Here is an 18,421-nt window from a genome sequence, read left to right on the forward strand (position 1 = left end):
CTTTTCCCAAGGCCGCCGCTACCAAACCGTTTCGCGTGAGCTTCACTCACTACACCTAAGGTCAGCAGCATGGCCGACAATACCGTGATTAATGCTTTCATTACATTACCCTCATGCCCGGTTGGGCGCCGTCGTGCGGTTCAAGTAGGTAGATTTCGCTGCCGCCAGGGCCGGCGGCAAGCACCATGCCTTCTGACAGACCAAACTTCATTTTACGCGGAGCCAGGTTCGCGACCATTACAGTCAGTTTGCCTTCCAGGTCTTCTGGCTTATAGGCCGCTTTAATACCTGAGAATACGTTCCTGGTTTCGCCATTGCCAATATCCAGAGTCAGCTGCAGAAGTTTGTCTGCACCATCAACGTGGTCGGCTTTGATAATTCGGGCGATTCGCAGATCGACCTTGGCAAAGTCCGGGAATTCGATAGTGTCGGCGATTACTTCATTGCCATCTTCTCTGAGCTCTGGCCCTTTGTTCTTGGCCTTCTTTTCAGCTTTCTTATCTGCTTTTTTGTCGGCTTTCTGATTTTTTGCAGCCGCTGCGCCACCGTTCTCTTTTTCGAGTTCGGTTTTGGTTTCTTCCAGAATGGCGGTGACCTTGTCCATTTCAGCTCGAGCCAGCATAGGCTTGAACTTATTAATCGCATGGCCAGTCAGGATGCTGCGGCGATCTTCCCAACCCAGTGATTCAAGGTTGAGGAAGGCTGCGGTTTTATCAGCAAGTTCAGGCAGCACTGGTGAAAGGTAGGTCATCAGCTGACGGAAAAGGTTCACCGCAACAGAGCAGACTTCCAGTACTTCCTGTTCGCGGCCTTCTTCTTTCGACATGGCCCATGGCGCTTTTGCCTGAATGTATTCGTTGGCACGATCAGCGAGTGTCATGATTTCTTTCATGGCGCGGCTGAATTCGCGCTTCTCATACAATTCTGCGATCTGGTCGCCGGCGTTAATGAAGTCATTCACCATGGCTTCCTCAGCACAGTTCTCACTGAGTACGCCACCGGACTTCTTGATGAAGTTCGCGGTGCGGCTGGCAATGTTGATCAGCTTGTTCACCAGGTCGGAATTAACGCGCTGGACGAAGTCTTCGAGGTTGAGATCGAAGTCATCGACGCTGCTACCCAGCTTAGCGGCAAAGTAGTAGCGCAGATACGTTGGATTCAGGTGGTTCAGGTACGTACGTGCCTTGATAAAGGTGCCACGTGACTTAGACATCTTGGCACCATTAACAGTCACGAATCCGTGAGCGTTGACGGCGGTTGGGGTACGGAAGTCTGCAGCTGACAGCATGGATGGCCAGAACAGCGCGTGGAAGTTAATGATGTCTTTACCGATAAAGTGATAAACCTCGGCATCGGAATCCGGCTTCCAGTAATCATCGAAGCTCAGATCTTCGCGGCGATCACACAGGTTTTTGAAGCTCGCCATATAGCCGATTGGGGCATCAAGCCAGACATAAAAGTACTTGCCTGGTGCATCTGGAATCTCAAAACCAAAGTAAGGTGCATCACGGGAGATATCCCATTCCTGCAGCCCCGAGTCCAGCCACTCTGACAGCTTGTTAGCGACTTCGTCCTGTAAGGTGCCAGAACGTGTCCATTCTTTCAGAAAGTCCTGAAAATCCGGCAGTTTAAAGAAGAAGTGCTCGGACTCTTTTTCTACTGGGGTAGCACCTGAGATAACAGAGTATGGCTTCTTCAGTTCGGCTGGGGTGTAAGTCGCGCCGCACACCTCACAGTTGTCGCCATATTGATCTTCGGCATCGCACTTAGGGCAGTTACCCTTGATGTAGCGATCTGCCAGAAACAGCTCTTTAACGGGATCATAAAGCTGTTTGATGTTGCGGGTAGCGATATGGCCTTTGTCGCGGCATGCTTTGTAGATAGTCGCAGACAGTTCCCGGTTTTCTTCACTATGAGTGCTGTGAAAATTATCGAACGCGATCTGGAAGTCGGCAAAATCGGTTTCGTGCTCGGCTTTAACGCGGGCAATCTGCTCTTCAGGGCTGATGCCTTCTTTCTCAGCACGCAGCATGATGGCTGTGCCGTGGGCGTCATCCGCACAGACATAGGTACACATGTGTCCGCGCGCTTTCTGGAAGCGGACCCAGATGTCTGTCTGAATGTATTCCAGCAGGTGGCCAAGGTGAATGGAGCCGTTTGCGTAGGGCAGGGCACTGGTAACTAGTATTTTGCGAGCGTTCTGATCGGTCATGACAATTCGTTTCGGTGGCTCTGAAAAAGTGGGGTCATATTGTAGCGGCTCCGCTGGGGCAGTTATACCCCAGCGGCATCGGCGGACATTCGCAGGTCAGAAAAACCTGTCAGTCGTCGTCGCGGATATTCGGGTCAATCGTTACTTTGGCACTGCGTATCGTGTTGTCTTTGATCTGCATGATTTCAATACGGTAGCGGCCAATGCGGAGGCAGACGGGAGATTCAGGAATATGCTCCAGGTACTCGACGATCAGGCCGCTCACGGATTTCGGCCCATCAATCGGTAATTCCCAGTGCATCGACTTGTTTACATCGCGGACGAAAGCGGTGCCATCAATGATGAAACTGCCGTCTTCCTGCGGATGAACATCCGGCGAGCTGGCTGCGGCAACATCGGTCGTAAACTCGCCGACGATCTCTTCGAGAATGTCCTCGAGAGTGCAGATGCCATGAACATCACCGTATTCATCGACCACAAGTGCAATGCGACGCTGATACTTCTGAAAGTTAAACAACTGGGTATGCAGAGGCGTGCTCTCAGGGATGAAGTAAGGCTCGCGCGAAAGCTTTTCGATGTCTTCTTTCAGATATTCACCGGATGAAAGAAAGCGGCTGATATTCCGGGTATGCAGAACGCCGACGACATTGTTGATGTCTCCGCGGAAGACAGGCAGGCGCGTGTGTTGCGTGGTACGCAGCTGCTGAATGATGTCGCTCAGCGGGTCGTCGAGGTCGATACCCACCACTTCGTTTCGCGGCACCATAATGTCGTTCACCGTCATCTTCTCCAGGTCAAGAATGGAGATCAGCATGTGCTGGTGACGTTTCGGTATCATAGAGCCCGCTTCGCGGACTACGGTACGCAGTTCTTCGGTACTCAGGTTGTCTGGTGTCGCATTGGCGACATCAACACGAACCAGTTTAAGCAACCAGTTGGCAATAGTATTAACAAACCACACCGCTGGATGAAGCGCCCATTGCAGCCACAAAAGGATCGATGAGGCCGGGAAGGCGATTTTCTCCGGCGCAATCGCTGCCAGAGTCTTCGGTGTCAGTTCTGCGAAGATCAACACAATCAGGGTGAACAGTATGGTGTTTACGAACACCGCCAGATCCGGATTGTCCGGCCATAGCCGCTGGCTGATGATGGTTGCTAAGGCAGCCGCAGCAAAGTTCACCAGATTGTTGCCGGTGAGAATGGTACCGATCATCCGGTCTGGCTTCTCAAGAAGCTTAACCGAGCGCATGGCTCCTTTGTGCTTACTCTTGGCGAGGTGGCGCAGACGGTAGCGGTTGAGAGACATCATGCCGGTTTCAGAGCTTGAGAAGAAACCTGACAACACGATTAAAAGAGCAAGTATGCCGAAGAGCACACTCAAGGGAACGTCGTTCAAGACGGTGTCCTATAACTGATACGATTCCGCCATCATAGGCACTGACGTTAGGGTGTCAAGCAGGTGCTGACCGGGTTGAACGCTCAGGCCCGGTCGAGAACATACTCCAGTACAAACTGAGTACCAAAGTAGGCGAGAATCAGAAAGCCATTGCCGGCCAGTGTCCATTTGCTGGCGACGGGGCCGCGCCAGCCGAAACGGTATCGACCGAAGAGGAGAGTCGCAAACACAATCCAACCGACCAGTGAGAATGCCACTTTATGGATCAGGTGTTGATTGCTAAGGCTCTCGACGGCTGGCAAGCCGACAATGAAAGAGGCGGTAAGCAGTAGCATCGCCAACCACAGAATTTCGAATAACAGAGCATCCATGGTCTGCAGCGGTGGTAGGGAGCGTATCAGGCCTCGGGTCTGATGCTTCCGCAGGTTTCTGTCCTGAAGAATGACCAGAATCGCCTGCACGGACGCGATGGTGAACAGGCTGAAGGCAACAATCGATAGCAGTATGTGCCAGATCAGCGCGTAACTCAGGTCCGTTAACAGCACCTGATGTTGGATCACCGCCCCCAGAATTGCGACAACCGCGCCCATTGGCAGCAGGCCAGTGAACAGATTATCGACGGGTTTACGCCAGGCTGAAAACAAAAGAAGCAGGGTAATAATCAGTGCGATCAGCGAACCGACCTGAAACATGGCCATATTGAGAGCATGTTCACTGACCAGCGTGACAGACAGTGAGGCCAGGTGCAGAAGTGCGCCAATTGATGCAAAGCCCAGCAACAGGCCTCGCTGTGGTGCTTTGCTGCCCTTGATGACAAGTAGCTGGCGCAAAGCAGCAAACAGATAAAAACCGGCAGCCGGTACTGCCAACGCTAATGCTGTCATGAAACTTCCCCAACACGAATAGCGCCAGTGTCGCATAAGGGGCCACCTCAAGGAAGTGCAATCATGCCAGCCCGGGCTACTTGCAAAGCTCCGCGCCGCAGCATTGGGAACCTGAAGGCCAACGCGGTATACTTGCCCACTTATTTATTTACCGTCAGACAGAGTCATCAAGATGTTTGAAAGCCTTACCGACCGCTTGGGCAGTGCCTTAAAAGGCATTACTGGCCAGGCGAAGCTGACCGAAGAGAATATCAAAGGCACCATGCGTGAAGTGCGCATGGCGCTGTTGGAAGCCGACGTGGCCCTGCCGGTCGTAAAAGATTTTACCGCGCAGGTCAAAGAGCGTGCTGTCGGTACCGATGTACTGAAGAGCCTCAACCCTGGGCAGGTATTCCTGAAAATCGTCCATGAAGAACTGCAAAGTGTCATGGGCGAAGCCAACGAGAAACTGAATCTGGCGACACAGCCTCCAGCCATCGTGATGATGGCGGGTCTGCAGGGCGCAGGTAAAACAACGACCGTTGGTAAGCTTGCGAAGTATCTTGCTGAGCGCGAGAAAAAGAAAGTGATGGTGGTTTCTGCGGACGTGTATCGTCCTGCGGCGATCAAACAGCTTGAAACTCTGGCGAATGAAGTCGGTGCCGGCTTTCACCCATCGACGGCAGATGAAAAACCGATCGATATCGCTAAAGGCGCCATCGATGCTGCCCGCCGTGGTGCGTACGATGTTCTGCTGGTGGATACCGCGGGTCGCCTGACGGTCGATGAGCAGATGATGGGTGAGATTAAGGATCTCCACGCTGCTATTACGCCGATAGAGACTCTCTTTGTTGTCGACGCGATGACAGGTCAGGACGCTGCGAATACAGCTAAAGCATTTAATGATGCCTTGCCTCTGACCGGTGTCGTGCTGACCAAAGCGGACGGTGATGCGCGCGGTGGTGCTGCTCTGTCAGTGCGCCATATTACGGGCAAACCGATCAAGTTTATGGGTATGGGCGAAAAGACCGACGCGCTCGAGCCTTTCCACCCTGATCGTGTTGCTTCACGTATTCTCGATATGGGCGACGTTCTCACCCTGATCGAAGAAGCAGAACGTAAGATCGATAAGTCGAAAGCCGACAAGCTCGCCAAGAAACTGAAAACAGGCAAAGGCTTCGATCTGGAAGACTTCCTTGATCAGATTCAGCAGATGAAAAACATGGGTGGCCTGACGGGTATGCTGGATAAGCTGCCGGGTATGGGTAACCTGGGTGCAATGGCCAAGCAGACGACCGCTGCGGAAGGCCAGTTTAAGCAGATGGAATCCATCATTTTCTCTATGACCCTTGATGAGCGCCGCTTCCCGGACAAAATCAATGGCTCGCGTAAAAAGCGTATTGCAGCGGGTTCTGGTACGCAGATTCAGGATGTGAATCGCGTTCTGAAGCAGCACAAGCAAATGCAGAAAATGATGAAAAAGGTCACGGCCAAAGGTGGCATGAAGAAAATGATGCGCGCTATGGGCGGCATGGGAGGACCAGGTGGTCCGGGCGGTGGTGGTATGCCGCCGGGTGGGATGCCTCCTATGATGCGCTAAGCAGCTGGCCCGAAGCTAGCTGCGTTGCAACAACTGTGTTGCAGAGTTTTCGGGAATGCTCACGTATTACAATACGCTCCGCTTCCATAAAATTCTGCGCCATGTTGTTGCGGCCTCGCTGACGCTTCTTCATTTCATAGATATATCCCGCTCTGAATATCACTTATTTTCTGACACAAGGTGTCGCCTATGTGGACCCAGAAAACCATCCAGTTAAAAGCTCGCGCTCGCGGCTTTCATTTAATTACCCGTGAGATTGAACAGGCGTTGCATGAGCTTGCCAATGTTTCCGTTGGTCTGCTTCATGTGTTTATTCAACACACCTCAGCGTCTCTGACAATTAACGAAAACGCTGACCCGACAGTGAGAGTGGACTTTGAAGAAGTGTTCAGCCGGTTGGTGCCTGAAAATCAGCCATACTACAAACACAATGACGAAGGCCCTGACGATCTGCCCGCCCATATTAAATCCAGCTTGCTTGGACCATCTCTTACCATTCCAGTGACGAATGGCAGGCTCGCTCTGGGGACCTGGCAGGGAATATACCTGTGCGAGCACCGTGATTACGGTGGTAGTCGTCGGTTAGTACTTACTCTGCAGGGTGGGTAGTGCCTGAACTAAATCGTCAGACGCTTTCAGTGGCTCTGGCTTCGTCGATATGAGCCTGAATCTCTGGCGAGAATTCGATGCGGATGGATTTGATGAAATCGAACAGGTCGGCTTCGGCTTCTTCAATCATTGTTTCCTGTTGACCGTCTGGTAGTACGAAGTTGTAACTTCCAGTGTTGGCTTCAATCAATAACAGGTTATTTGAATTAAGGGGAGTAGCGAAACATAGCTTTGGTGGGCCAAGTTCAACATAGCCTGCCCTGATGTATGACCAATTAATATTGTTAGCATTCAGTTGTTCAGCTTCATCAACTGAGTTTGGAAAGACAAAGAAATCCTGGTTGAAGTCTTCCGCTATCAGTTCCTCCTTGAGCCGATTTTTTATCTTAATTAATAGATTCTTTACATCATCACCAGTCAGCAAGGTTTTTACCGGTTCTTCTTTACTAATCTGAATGATTTGTATCATCACTTTGGTAGAGCATAGTTCTAAACCGGAACTTTCCCGATAGTATTGAAAAGAACTTCTCATAACACGCTTAGAAGACATCCAGTCTTCTGACGGTACATCGTACGTTGCATGGTCCGACAGTGAGCCAATTTCTGTGTCACAGGACTTGGTTTTTTCTATGCTCGCAGCCGGAACAGAGATGTATATACTGGCTACGTCAGTAGTGAACGTGAATATTACCTGGTCCGAGAAATCTGGTCCTGTAAGAAGCTTTACCATGCCAGTGTCCCAGTTAAATTCTTAACGTATTCAATAAAGCTGGATTTTATGCTTCCAGTACTTGAGTTGTAGTTTGAGAGGGCCGTGTTTGAACCTGATCCAGCTTTGGCCAATGCCTCCTTCAGATCGGTATTAGACGAACTTCTTTCTGATGATACTTTTGCCGCTGCCAACGCCCTTTTATTATCGGTGAGTTTACCCTCTATTTGGGCACCTCGGCGCTGAAATGCATTAACGACCTGAGCGGTGTCAGCGACGGGGTTTGTCAGTATAAAGTGGTGTTTATCTAGTAGATTGGGTAAGTGCTCTACGGCTAATTGCAGTAACTTAACCGTGTCACCCTCGATCTGCCATTTTATCGGTTTACCATTACTACGGTGCTTCTGTGTTTCACTTAATACACTGGCAAGTTCTTTCGCAACCACAGCCGGGCGCATGGCTCGTGACTCAGGTGTCATCCACAACCCCATCTCATTCTCAATCGCGGCTGGAATATAGAAAAAATTAAAACTGTTTGGAACCTCCCAGCCGTCAACCCCGACAAGAGTTTGAAGCGTATCTGCCGCCTCTATTACGCTTGTTTGAGCTTTGACGAAACCTTGCTCATGCTCGGCAATCTTTGAAGTAACGTATCTATGTTCGCCTCTCAGGTTTTGATAGAGACCAGCCTTGTCTGCACCTTCCTCTGATGCCAGTTGAACACCTGTGATATACACCCCAGCAGGAGTTTTATTGTCTTTAGACCCTTGATGAATCTGATAGTAAATCGCCAGCTTGCCAATATTCTCCATATATTCGAATGGCGTACCTGTATTCTGGTTGGCAGTGACATTGCCACCTAAAGCGCCCAGCTGCTCAATTTTGGAGGTCATTTGTAATGCGCTGGCTTCATCCGATTGAAAGGCATGAGCAAACAAAGGCGCCAGAGCAGCGTCGATAAAGACTTTGCGGCCTCGGTTGGTATTGGTGTTCTTTGAAAATGGAATAAACTGGCGTGTGTCGGCTTTGCTGCCCAGAGTGTAGGCGAGTTTACGGCGGTGATGTACGATCATTGACACTATTGAGGCTCCCTGTCAGCTTTGCTGTCCTATTGGTGTGCAAGAATACCAGTCGGTCTGGCCCCAAACAACACACACTCAGGATTCGTTGGACGTTTTTTTGCAGAGCAACTTCTTATGAGACTGTTAAATTACGACACTCTGGATATCGTCGGTTTTGCGGGCGTGAGAGAACGCATTCTGGTGATGGACTCGCGTCAGTTCGGATATCAGAAGCGTGAGGATACCTGGGAGGGCTTGGGCCAGTTAATGTATCTTGCGCACGCGTACTTTAAGCCGGGTGGCAGCACTGGGCGTCATCAACACAGCGACATCGATATTGTCAGTATCGTTACCCGCGGGCGTCTTCATCATGAAGGCTCGGCAGAGGTACAACCGGATAGCGTAGCTGAAGACAGTACTCAAGGCTTAGTCGAAATTAAAGCCGGGCAGGTTATGGTGCAACGCTCGGGAAAATCCGGTTTTATGCACAATGAAATCAACCCAGATGCTGATATTGTGGGTATGGTACAGCTTTGGCTTCAACCGGCAGGTAGCGTTTCCGAGAGGGCGAGCCAGACTGTCATCGATGTTGGTCGTGGCCTGACAACTGTGTATCAGGGTATAGATACCGAACTAAGTATCTCTTGTCTCATGGAAAAGGAACTGCTGTCACTTCAGGACGGCTGGCTTTGCTACTTATTTCAAGGTGAACTGGAAGCAGGAAATCATACGATTCTCCGCGGCAGTCTTTTCTATCCTGATGAAGGTGAGTATCTGGCCAAAACCGATGACACCCGATTACTTATAGTTAAATCTGTTTTAGCGGAATAATGACTCCCAGAAATAATGAGGACAACAATGTTCAGAACTCTATTGATGCTATGTGTGTGTATTGTACTCACAGCCTGTAGCGGCACACCTTCAGACACCCTGATTGAAGAGTCTGTTGCACAGCAGAAGACAGTCAGCAATATGATTCGGGTAGTGAGTGTAGAAAAGTTAAATGGCTGGAAGGATCAGGAGTTTTATGTGGCCGATGTTCGCTATGAGCTGGAATTCCTGACCGACTACAAAACCTTTAGTGAATCGTTACAAGACGAGACGCCGGATAACCTGGTAGGTAGTTTTTTCAACGGTTTCGGATTGCTCTCACTATCAATGCAGTATGGAAAGTTCGAGAAAGGGCAGAAAGTAACGGAGCGAGCCGAATTTCGTTTTCGTGATACTGAAAACGGTTGGCAGTTGGCTGAGTAAATGAAGTGCAGCATCACGAATCTGTGATGCTGCACCGATGGACTTATTTTAATTCCATCAACGCTTTCTTACTGTAATCCGTCAGCTCGTCAAAGCGCCCTTCACGAACTTTTATTACCCATTCAGGGTCTTGCAGCAGAGCACGGCCTACCGCGACGAGGTCGAACTCATCATTACCTAAGCGTTCGGCCAGTTCATTAATGTTGCCATGGGCAACGCCCGACGCGTCAATCATGTCGCGCTTATCTTCGTCAATAAAGCCGGCATTCAGACCTACACTGCCGACAGTGATCGCAGGTTTTCCGGTCAGTTTTCTGGTCCAGCCAGCAAGATTCATATCAGAGCCTTCGAACTCTTTTTCCCAGAAGCGACGGGTAGAGCAGTGGAATATATCAACGCCTGCATTTACCAGCGGCTTCAGGAACGCATCAAGCTCTTCTGGTGTATTACACATGCGTGCGCTGTAGTCTTGTTGCTTCCATTGAGAGAAGCGGAAAATAATCGGGAAATCAGGCCCGACCCGATCCCGGATCGCCTGAACGATCTCACAGGCAAAACGGGTACGTGCGACCTGGTCACCACCGTACTCATCATCGCGCTGATTAGTTCCTTCCCAGAAGAATTGATCGATCAGGTAACCATGAGCGCCATGAACCTCAACCGCATCAAAACCAATGCGCTGTGAATCCTCAGCGGCTTGAGCAAAGGCTTCGATGACGTCGTTGATATCGTCTTTAGTCATTGCTACGCCGGTTTCGCGGCCGGGCTTGAAAAGGCCCGATGGGCTGTAGCCGGGCACGGATGGATCAGGCTCTGTACCTTCTTTGCGGACAGCACCTACGTGCCATAGCTGAGGAGCGATTTTGCCGCCTTTAGCGTGCACAGCGTCTACCACTTTCTTCCAGCCGGCTAAGGCTTCTTCACCGTAGATAAATGGAACGCGGGCATAACCGTTTGCGCCTTTATGTCCGACACAGGTGCCCTCGGTAATGATGAGACCGACTCCGTTCGCTGCACGTCGTTCGTAATAGGCGACGTTCAGGTCGTTAGGCACGTTTCCCGGCGAGTAGGTGCGGGTCATGGGCGCCATGACGATACGGTTGCTGAGTTCGAGCTTGCCAAGCGTTATCGGTTGAAACAGTGCATCTGTGGTACTCATGAGGGCTCCGTTTTTTGCTGTTATCGGTAGTGAGTGATGGCACTCTGACATTGGACTCTAACACTGCATTCCCGCCCGGTATCGAGCTATTTGTGCCATATAAGAGTGAGGTGATCTGAAAAACACTGTTGCGAATGCGTTCGGGACGGTTACGATGCCGGCGTTAAACAGAGAGTTAACCGGACAAGTGTGAAACTGAGAAAATATGAAACTGAAAAAAATCGATAAAGCACGTTATCAGGAGCGTCGTTCACGCATCCAGTGGGCAATGATCGCAGGCTTGTTCGCAACGAGTCTGGGGTTCGCAGAATTATACCGTTATCTTTTTGCCGGCGGAGAATCCAGTCTGGCGCTCAATGCTGCGGGGGTGGCGACCGGCGTAGCCATCGTTACTTTCGTGTTGTTCAGGCTTCGCGATACGCCGTATTTCGATGAGGTTAATTATGTCTGGAAGCTTAAGCAGGAGCTGAACCGGATTTACCGTAAGACGAAATCACTGGATCAGGCGCTGGAAGCGGGCAGTCGCGACGCGCTGATCATCAAGTTGTATAGCCTTGAGGGCTCGCGTCAGGTGTACGACCTTGATGACAACACTCTGACGATGTCTGAGCTTGTTAAACAGTTGGATGAGTTGAAATCCCGCATTGAAAACGAGGCGCCGGGGGTTACCCATGACGACTACCGGCCCGAACTGTTAGAGCGGCTGTCGTGACCGCCGCGCGGGTGCGTAACGCCGTCAAAGCATGTAAACTACGCGCAATTTTCTGAGCACCAGTTTAGGTTCTACAACCATGATGAAATATATCTCCACGCGCGGTAATGCGCCGGAACTTACTTTTGAGGATGTCCTGCTGACAGGGCTGGCGTCTGATGGCGGCCTTTACGTACCAAAGGAAGCACCGCACTACACGCTTGAAGAGATCGAATCATGGCGTGACCTGCCATACACCGAGCTGGCGCATAAGATTGTCTATCCGTTTGTTGAAGGTTGTGTTGATTCAGACGCCCTGAAAGGCATGCTTGAAGACGTATACAACAACACTAACTTCGGTCACAAGGCGATTGCTCCGCTGCAGCAGCTGGATCATAACGAGTACGTTCTTGAGCTGTTTCACGGTCCGACGCTGGCGTTTAAGGATTTCGCACTGCAGTTGCTTGGGCGCTTGCTTGATTACGTGGTAACGCGTCGTCAGGAGAAAGTCGTGATTATGGGTGCGACGTCGGGTGATACCGGTTCAGCGGCCATCGAAGGCACCAAAGCCTGCGACAATGTCGATATCTTTATCCTTCACCCATATGGCAAGGTATCAGAAGTTCAGCGTCGCCAGATGACGACCGTTGAAGGTGACAACATTTACAACATCGCCATCGAAGGTAACTTCGATCAGGCTCAGGACATGGTCAAAGCCAGTTTTGGCGATCAGAGCTTCCTTCGTGGTGAGCGCAAACTGGTTGCGGTCAACAGCATTAACTGGGCACGCATCATGGCCCAGATCGTTTACTACTTCTATTCAAGCCTCAATCTGGGCGGTCCTCTGCGTCCGATGGCGTACTCTGTGCCGACCGGTAACTTCGGTGATATTTTCGCGGGTTACATGGCGCGTAAGATGGGTCTGCCGATCGAGCAGCTGATCATTGCTACAAATAACAATGATGTACTGCACCGCCTGATGAGCAAGAACCAATACGAAGTTCGTCCTCTGAAGCATACGATCACACCTTCTATGGATATCGCGGTGTCCAGTAACTTTGAACGTCTGTTGTTCGACCTGTACGACCGTGACGGTGCCAAGCTTGCTGGCCTGATGGCGAAAATGAATGCCCGTGATGATGTTGTCTCTCTCGACGAAGATAAATTGGCGAAGGCTCGTGAACTGTTTGACAGTCTTGCGGTCGATGAAAAGACCACGGTTGAAACAATGCAGCTGGTCTTTAACGAGACAGGCTATCTGCTTGATCCGCACACCGCGATTGGTGTTAAGGCTGCGCGTGAGTGTCGCCGTAACCCGAATATCCCGATGATCACGCTCGGTACTGCGCATCCGGTGAAGTTCGAGGATGCCGTAGGCCGTGCAGGATACGAGATGCCAGCGCTGCCACATCACCTGACGGATCTGATGGAGCGTGAAGAGCGTTTGTCAGTATTGCCAGCAGATCTTGAAACGGTACAGCAGTTCATCGCCGACAACACGTTCCGCGACTGATCAGAAATATCCGTATTGAGCGCCGTCGTTTGGGTATCGGCCAGCGGCGGCGTTTTTGTGTCAGTTGTCTACGAATTACACAGGAAGGCTTATGGAATATCAGTTACTCAGTGAGTACCCACAGAGCTGGATTTTTCGTCACCGGGAGTTGCCTGTGCCACAGGAACTACTGGATGATATCCGCCCTCTAAGTGAGTCGTCAGCACTGGCATTCTGGCGTCAGCAGATCAGCAAAGAGGCGACGCATGCGGCGCACTTCATGAATGATGACTGGCCGAACCGGAATGGAATCTGGCATGAGAAAGCCGAGTGGCAGCCTCGTTGGGAGTCTGATGATAACTCGCTTCCAGAAGAACTCGATTTCGGTGACTGGGAAAATAACACCACGGTCTTTTTCTGCTACGACTGCCACAATGTCATCCAGACGACCTGGGGCACGTTCAGGCAATGCTGGAAGAACTTTCTGTTCTACGACGACGAACCTCTGCTGCTTGGCCGCCGCCGAATGCAGGTAGCGCGCTTCCACTCTGATGGCACCTTTGAAACAGGTGTTCGATGAACGGAAACGGGTGTTCGGTGAACGGAAACGGGTGTTTGGTGAGTGATTCCGATCATTCCGTCGTGAATAAATTCTGTGATTAAATGCTGGCTTCTGTTTTACCGGGAATACGTATGCGCTTTTATGCGGTAGTCATTGTTGTTTTCTTAACCTCTTTAACCGGGTGCGCTCACTGGCCCAGTGCTGAGCACCGTAATGTTACCCTTGATGGCGTTGAGGTGTTGTTAGAGCAATACTGCCAACCCGCGCAGAGTAGTGATTCAGATTTTGATGACATGCAGCAATCGCTAAAGGAGCAGCAGCAGCGCCTAGAGACCCTTGCACACTCGATCGATCGCCTGGCTCAGCGTCCGGTTTCTCAGGTACCGCGTCCAGCACCTGCCCCGCAGTGCCAACCGGCATTAACTAAGGCGACGACCGTCGCAGACAGTAAAGTTGTTGTGGGTGCGACGGAGTGGGTCTTTCTGTCGCCTCCCGGGCGCTACTTGTCGGCTCGGGTTGATACCGGGGCGGAGACTTCCTCTATCAGTGCCCGCAATATCGTGCGTTTCGAGCGCGATGGTAAGCGCTGGGTCTCATTCGATCTGGATACGGGCAATGCCGATAACGACATTCACCTTGAAGTTCCGTTAGAGCGAAACGTTCTTATTCGTCAGGCATCCTTTGATGACGTCGATCGTCGCCCTGTGGTCGTCTTTGATGTGAAACTGGGTGACAACCTGCACCAGCCGACTGAATTCACGCTTGCTGACCGTTCACGGATGTCTTATCCGGTGCTGCTGGGGCGCTCCTTCCTGAAAGACGTTGCCGTGGTCGATGTCGGTCAGGAATTTATTCATCCCCGTTCTAAAAAACGCTGAAACACTCAGGTCGCTAATTTATGAAACCCGCCTCTACTCTGAGCTTTTATACACTGATCGTATTATTGCTTCTGGCTGGGGTCTCTTTGATTCTGCAGCGTCATTGGGTGTACGAAGTTCCTTTAATTCACGGTGAAACGCAGACGGTCTGGTCGGTTGAAGCACTGGTCGAGTTTGAAGCCGGGGATCAGCCTGTGAAGGTGTCGATGGCGCGGCCCGCTGATCAGCCGGGCTTTACCTTGCTGCGACAATCTGGTGCTTCGCCGGGGTATGGCCTTAACTTCGTAGACGGCCCCGACCCCCGCGCAGAGTGGACCATACGTCGCGCCAATGGAATTCAGCAGCTCTACTTTCAGGTGGATGTGCTTGAGTCGGACATGGCTCAGTCTGAAATTATTACACCGCCTGTATTGATGGAACCTGACTGGCAGGAGCCTTACCGCAGCGCTATTTACCGTCTCTCTAAAGACGCCTGGGACGCATCGTCGGATAACTTCAGCTTCGCCCGCGAGCTGATTAAGCGTCTGACGGAAGAAGAGTCACCGCAACATATTCAGTTGCTGAAGCGTGCATACAACGGTCGCTTGCCGAATCTTCTGGCAGAAGTACTGAATAACTCGTCTGTGCACGCCAGTGTCGTCTATGGTCTGGAGCTGGAAGACCGCCGTCGTCGCCAGATGCTGACGCCGTTATTGCGCGTCTGGGACGGTGACAGCAGTAAAGTATTCCGCCTCTACGAGATCAAAGACGAACGGCCTCTGGCGGATGACGAAGAAAAGCCGCTGTTGCTATGGGAGCAGCGCGGCGCGCCTGTGCTTGATGTGATTGGTGGTGAAAATTCGCGAATTCGTTTCTCGATGCTGCGTCGTGAAGAGTCAACCTACTCAGCGCTGAACGACAGCCTGCCGCTGCAGTCTTCTCTGCTCAACTTCTCGATACATAGCCTGCCGGTGGCTGAGCAGGCGATGTTCAAAACCATCCTTCTGTTACCGGTGGGCGCTCTTGTAGTGTGCTTACTAAGAATTCTTGTGGGCATCCGGACCTCCGGAACTTTTATGCCTGTTTTGATTGCTATTGCCTTTATGCAGACTTCGCTCGGCACCGGCATCGTCGGATTTATTCTTGTTGTTGCCGCAGGGCTGGTGGTGCGGGGATATCTGTCCCGCCTGAACCTGCTACTGGTGGCGCGAATATCCGCGGTGATCATATCGGTCATCGCGATCATCAGTCTCTTCAGTGTGCTGTCATACAAACTGGGGCTGACTGAAGGACTGAAGGTAATGTTTTTCCCTATGGTGATTCTGGCCTGGACGATTGAACGTATGTCGATCCTTTGGGAGGAAGAGGGTGGTCGCGAGGTGATGATTCAGGGCGGTGGTAGCCTGATCACTGCCGTGCTGGCCTACGGGGCGATGCAGCACCCATTGATTCAGCACCTCACGTTTAATTTCATGGGTGTCCAGTTCATCGTACTGGCACTGATACTTCTTCTGGGTTCATACACCGGTTACCGGCTGTTTGAGCTGCATCGCTTTGCGGTACTCAAGCGTTGAAGTTTTTACCGTCAGTTATTGCCCCGTGGGCACTGTCCCGCTTTGGTATGCTGGGGATGAACGAGCGCAACCGACGCTATATTGGTCGTTATAACCCACGTAGCCTGTTCCCACTGGTGGATAACAAACGGCTGACCCGTACCACACTGAGTTCGGCGAATATTCCCATGGCTGCTCTTATTGGGGTGGTCGATCAGCAGTCTCAGGTGAAAAAAATTGCCAGTCTGGTTGAAGGGCATCAGGGATTCGCGATCAAGCCGTCGAAGGGCAGTGGTGGCAAAGGCATCCTGATCGTTACGCACAAAGATGGTGATGAGTGGGTTAAAGCAAGTGGCGGCAGGCTGACTGTCGACGACCTGAAACGCCACGTTTCTAATATCCTGTCGGGCTTGTACAGTCTTGGCGGTGCAGCGGATGTGGCACTGATCGAGTCCCTGATCCATCAGGCACACCATTTTGATGACTACACCGTTGAAGGTGTCCCCGATATACGGGTTATCGTTTGCCGAGGATATCCGGTCATGGCCATGGTCAGACTGTCGACTCATGCGTCGGATGGCAAGGCGAACCTGCATCAGGGCGCTGTAGGTGTTGGTATTGATATCGCTACCGGTGAAGCCCTGGCAGCGGTTCAGCACGGTCAGCTGCTAGAGAATCATCCGGACACGGGTAAGCATCTGGGAGAATTGGCCATCCCTGACTGGGAGGCTTTGCTGGTGATGGCTTCCCGCTGTTATGACGTAACCGGGCTTGGTTATCTGGGGATTGATATCGTTGTAGACCGCGATCATGGTCCGTTGTTACTGGAGCTGAATGCACGGCCAGGGTTGGCCATTCAGTTAGCAAATAATGCGGGTCTGTTACCGCGTTTACGGCGTCTGGATAAACTGACGGCTGCGGATACGCGTCTTCCACCGGAAGAGCGCGTGAGACGCAGCCGTGAGTGGTTTGCTGATGAATCAGTCTTCGATAAGACTGTCCAGCCCGGAGTGAAGCTCGCCCAGTGACGCCAGGTCGCTGTAGGCTTTGTTCACATTCATACCGATTTTGTCTGCCACCTGAAGAGGGAAGCCGGCAACGATCTCATCTTCCGATAAGTTCTGGTCGTGGGCTCTTTTCAGGTACCTGGCGATATAAATGATGCCCGCTTCTTTACTGTATTCTTCAGAGTTCTCAGGCAAGTACTGCTGGGCAATAGCGTTCTGAATGATTTCCGGGAATTTCCAACGCTTGGCCAGTTCAGCACCTACATCCGCGGAGTTGTAACCAAAATGACCATGTTCCAGTGTATGGCGCTTTGACGAGCTCATGGCTTCTGCCTGGTCGATACTGGCGGCCTCTTTAGGGTAAAACATGCGGATAAGCAGGTTACCGACCGAATGCATCATGCCGCAGGTGAAGGCGGTGTCTTTGTCTGCCTCGGGAGTAAATCCTGCAATCCACTTAGATATTTCAGCGATGCTGAAAGCGTCTTTCCAGAATACATTCTGGTCGAACCCTTCGATTTTAGAGAACGCGCTGGTTACCCCGGATGCCAGCACCATAGTGCGCAGTGTGCCGAAGCCCAGAAGCATGACTGCATCCTGTGGCGTAGCAACGGTACGTGGTACACCGAAATGTGCGGAGTTTGCAAGACGAAGGACTTTGGCAGTCAGCGACTGGTCTTTAGCTACTTTGCCGCTGATGTCATCGATGTTCAGGGAGTGCTCGTCTCCTCTGAAGCTTTCCATCAGTTCCTGAACGACGCGGGGGATATGTGGGAGCTGCTTAGGTTCAGCGAAAATTGAGGCCATGTTCATAGTTATACTTCCTCTCGAGTAACTGCTGATAAGCATAGGCGAGGCTCCAAAATCTGCTTGTGATTCAACCGTTAACTTTCGTTAATGGTAAACTTCGGGGCCTCAAATACGCACCGGATCTGGAGAGTCGACATGCAGTCAAAACGTATTGGATTTATCGGTATGGGCCTGATGGGAGTGCCTATGAGCCTCCGGCTACATCGGGCGGGCTTCAGTGTTTCTGTCTGGAATCGCAGTCCGGATAAGTCCAAGCCACTGAAAGAGCATGGCGTACGGGTATGTGAACACTTACATGAGCTGATTTCAGACTCCGACATCCTGATGACTTGTGTAACAGACACAAGTGCGGTGCGCGCCATTGTCGAAGGGCCCGGTGGAATAACAGAGCAAGGTCGTGATAGTCAGGTCTTGATTGATTTCTCCAGCATTGATCCGCAGGCAACACGAGAAATGGCAGAAGCCCTGAAAATAAAGACAGGAATACGCTGGATTGACGCACCTGTCTCCGGCGGCGTTGCGGGTGCCGAGCAGGGCACACTGGCGATTATGGCAGGCGGTGACGCCGCGTTGATCGATAGTATGC

At 51.5% G+C, this 18,421-nt stretch carries 18 protein-coding genes; 11 read left to right on the top strand and 7 right to left on the bottom strand.

The window, feature by feature from the left end:
* Window positions 1-100: 100 nt before the first annotated feature.
* The 3 genes from metG to B2067_RS13480 form a co-directional block, all read right to left on the bottom strand.
* Window positions 101-2,212, bottom strand: a complete 2,112-nt coding sequence (metG, locus tag B2067_RS13470; RefSeq protein WP_301179454.1) for a methionine--tRNA ligase — start codon at window positions 2,210-2,212, stop codon at window positions 101-103.
* Between the two features lie 109 nt (window positions 2,213-2,321).
* Complete coding sequence (locus B2067_RS13475) at window positions 2,322-3,608, bottom strand: HlyC/CorC family transporter (protein WP_301179455.1); 1,287 nt, start codon at window positions 3,606-3,608, stop codon at window positions 2,322-2,324.
* Between the two features lie 83 nt (window positions 3,609-3,691).
* The gene (locus tag B2067_RS13480) at window positions 3,692-4,492 is read right to left on the bottom strand and encodes a cytochrome C assembly family protein (protein WP_301388775.1); all 801 of its coding nucleotides are present in this window, start codon (window positions 4,490-4,492) and stop codon (window positions 3,692-3,694) included.
* 172 nt (window positions 4,493-4,664) lie between these two features.
* Here B2067_RS13480 and ffh point away from each other — a divergent pair, with 172 nt between their 5' ends.
* Window positions 4,665-6,071: a signal recognition particle protein gene (gene ffh, locus B2067_RS13485; RefSeq protein WP_297533220.1), complete on the top strand. Its 1,407-nt coding sequence runs from the start codon at window positions 4,665-4,667 to the stop codon at window positions 6,069-6,071.
* Window positions 6,072-6,260: 189 nt separating this feature from the next.
* Complete coding sequence (locus B2067_RS13490; protein WP_301388776.1) at window positions 6,261-6,680, top strand: secondary thiamine-phosphate synthase enzyme YjbQ; 420 nt, start codon at window positions 6,261-6,263, stop codon at window positions 6,678-6,680.
* A 16-nt stretch (window positions 6,681-6,696) separates the two neighbouring features.
* Here the strand turns inward: B2067_RS13490 and B2067_RS13495 are convergent, their stop codons facing one another.
* Together B2067_RS13495 and B2067_RS13500 are read right to left on the bottom strand one after the other, a co-directional pair.
* Complete coding sequence (locus tag B2067_RS13495; protein WP_301388777.1) at window positions 6,697-7,410, bottom strand: hypothetical protein; 714 nt, start codon at window positions 7,408-7,410, stop codon at window positions 6,697-6,699.
* A complete protein-coding gene (locus tag B2067_RS13500) occupies window positions 7,404-8,468 on the bottom strand; it encodes a hypothetical protein (protein WP_301388779.1) in 1,065 nt (354 codons plus the stop codon). Before B2067_RS13500 ends, B2067_RS13495 begins: the two co-directional genes overlap by 7 nt.
* A 117-nt stretch (window positions 8,469-8,585) precedes the next feature.
* On the opposite strand from B2067_RS13500, the gene B2067_RS13505 reads away from it, so the two are divergent.
* Window positions 8,586-9,281, top strand: a complete 696-nt coding sequence (locus B2067_RS13505) for a hypothetical protein (protein ID WP_301377987.1) — start codon at window positions 8,586-8,588, stop codon at window positions 9,279-9,281.
* Between the two features lie 27 nt (window positions 9,282-9,308).
* Window positions 9,309-9,704, top strand: a complete 396-nt coding sequence (locus B2067_RS13510; protein ID WP_301388780.1) for a hypothetical protein — start codon at window positions 9,309-9,311, stop codon at window positions 9,702-9,704.
* Window positions 9,705-9,747: 43 nt separating this feature from the next.
* Here the strand turns inward: B2067_RS13510 and B2067_RS13515 are convergent, their stop codons facing one another.
* Complete coding sequence (locus B2067_RS13515; RefSeq protein WP_068440618.1) at window positions 9,748-10,863, bottom strand: NADH:flavin oxidoreductase; 1,116 nt, start codon at window positions 10,861-10,863, stop codon at window positions 9,748-9,750.
* 205 nt (window positions 10,864-11,068) lie between these two features.
* On the opposite strand from B2067_RS13515, the gene B2067_RS13520 reads away from it, so the two are divergent.
* The 6 genes from B2067_RS13520 (at window position 11,069) to B2067_RS13545 (ending at window position 17,046) form a co-directional block, all read left to right on the top strand.
* Window positions 11,069-11,575, top strand: coding sequence for a DUF3087 family protein (locus B2067_RS13520; protein ID WP_301388782.1), 507 nt, complete (start codon window positions 11,069-11,071; stop codon window positions 11,573-11,575).
* Window positions 11,576-11,657: 82 nt separating this feature from the next.
* Complete coding sequence (gene thrC, locus B2067_RS13525; protein WP_273088439.1) at window positions 11,658-13,067, top strand: threonine synthase; 1,410 nt, start codon at window positions 11,658-11,660, stop codon at window positions 13,065-13,067.
* A gap of 91 nt (window positions 13,068-13,158) precedes the next feature.
* Window positions 13,159-13,626, top strand: a complete 468-nt coding sequence (locus B2067_RS13530) for a DUF2947 domain-containing protein (RefSeq protein ID WP_297533214.1) — start codon at window positions 13,159-13,161, stop codon at window positions 13,624-13,626.
* A gap of 83 nt (window positions 13,627-13,709) precedes the next feature.
* The gene (locus B2067_RS13535) at window positions 13,710-14,486 is read left to right on the top strand and encodes an ATP-dependent zinc protease (protein WP_301388783.1); all 777 of its coding nucleotides are present in this window, start codon (window positions 13,710-13,712) and stop codon (window positions 14,484-14,486) included.
* Window positions 14,487-14,506: 20 nt separating this feature from the next.
* Complete coding sequence (locus B2067_RS13540; protein ID WP_297533212.1) at window positions 14,507-16,039, top strand: inactive transglutaminase family protein; 1,533 nt, start codon at window positions 14,507-14,509, stop codon at window positions 16,037-16,039.
* Window positions 16,036-17,046: an alpha-L-glutamate ligase-like protein gene (locus B2067_RS13545; protein ID WP_297533211.1), complete on the top strand. Its 1,011-nt coding sequence runs from the start codon at window positions 16,036-16,038 to the stop codon at window positions 17,044-17,046. The genes B2067_RS13540 and B2067_RS13545 overlap by 4 nt, the downstream gene beginning before the upstream one ends.
* Here B2067_RS13545 and B2067_RS13550 read toward each other — a convergent pair.
* Window positions 16,999-17,838: an HDOD domain-containing protein gene (locus B2067_RS13550; RefSeq protein ID WP_068440605.1), complete on the bottom strand. Its 840-nt coding sequence runs from the start codon at window positions 17,836-17,838 to the stop codon at window positions 16,999-17,001. The two genes, B2067_RS13545 and B2067_RS13550, sit on opposite strands and share 48 nt — an antisense overlap.
* A gap of 132 nt (window positions 17,839-17,970) precedes the next feature.
* Between B2067_RS13550 and B2067_RS13555 the strand changes: the two genes are divergently transcribed.
* Window positions 17,971-18,421 (top strand): NAD(P)-dependent oxidoreductase (locus tag B2067_RS13555; RefSeq protein ID WP_301388785.1); only part of this gene is annotated, 451 nt, incomplete at its 3' end.

This window comes from Thalassolituus sp. UBA2590 (assembly GCF_002339775.1).
Taxonomy (GTDB): domain Bacteria; phylum Pseudomonadota; class Gammaproteobacteria; order Pseudomonadales; family Oceanobacteraceae; genus Thalassolituus.

Bases quoted from the DNA above. Each gene is read 5' to 3' on its own strand.
- B2067_RS13495 (WP_301388777.1), bottom strand. From the start codon at position 7,410: ATGGTAAAGCTTCTTACAGGACCAGATTTCTCGGACCAGGTAATATTC.
- ffh (WP_297533220.1), top strand. From the start codon at position 4,665: ATGTTTGAAAGCCTTACCGACCGCTTGGGCAGTGCCTTAAAAGGCATT.
- B2067_RS13535 (WP_301388783.1), top strand. From the start codon at position 13,710: ATGCTGGCTTCTGTTTTACCGGGAATACGTATGCGCTTTTATGCGGTA.
- B2067_RS13540 (WP_297533212.1), top strand. From the start codon at position 14,507: ATGAAACCCGCCTCTACTCTGAGCTTTTATACACTGATCGTATTATTG.
- B2067_RS13550 (WP_068440605.1), bottom strand. From the start codon at position 17,838: ATGAACATGGCCTCAATTTTCGCTGAACCTAAGCAGCTCCCACATATC.
- B2067_RS13480 (WP_301388775.1), bottom strand. From the start codon at position 4,492: ATGACAGCATTAGCGTTGGCAGTACCGGCTGCCGGTTTTTATCTGTTT.
- B2067_RS13490 (WP_301388776.1), top strand. From the start codon at position 6,261: ATGTGGACCCAGAAAACCATCCAGTTAAAAGCTCGCGCTCGCGGCTTT.
- B2067_RS13530 (WP_297533214.1), top strand. From the start codon at position 13,159: ATGGAATATCAGTTACTCAGTGAGTACCCACAGAGCTGGATTTTTCGT.
- B2067_RS13505 (WP_301377987.1), top strand. From the start codon at position 8,586: ATGAGACTGTTAAATTACGACACTCTGGATATCGTCGGTTTTGCGGGC.
- B2067_RS13515 (WP_068440618.1), bottom strand. From the start codon at position 10,863: ATGAGTACCACAGATGCACTGTTTCAACCGATAACGCTTGGCAAGCTC.
- metG (WP_301179454.1), bottom strand. From the start codon at position 2,212: ATGACCGATCAGAACGCTCGCAAAATACTAGTTACCAGTGCCCTGCCC.
- B2067_RS13510 (WP_301388780.1), top strand. From the start codon at position 9,309: ATGTTCAGAACTCTATTGATGCTATGTGTGTGTATTGTACTCACAGCC.
- thrC (WP_273088439.1), top strand. From the start codon at position 11,658: ATGAAATATATCTCCACGCGCGGTAATGCGCCGGAACTTACTTTTGAG.
- B2067_RS13520 (WP_301388782.1), top strand. From the start codon at position 11,069: ATGAAACTGAAAAAAATCGATAAAGCACGTTATCAGGAGCGTCGTTCA.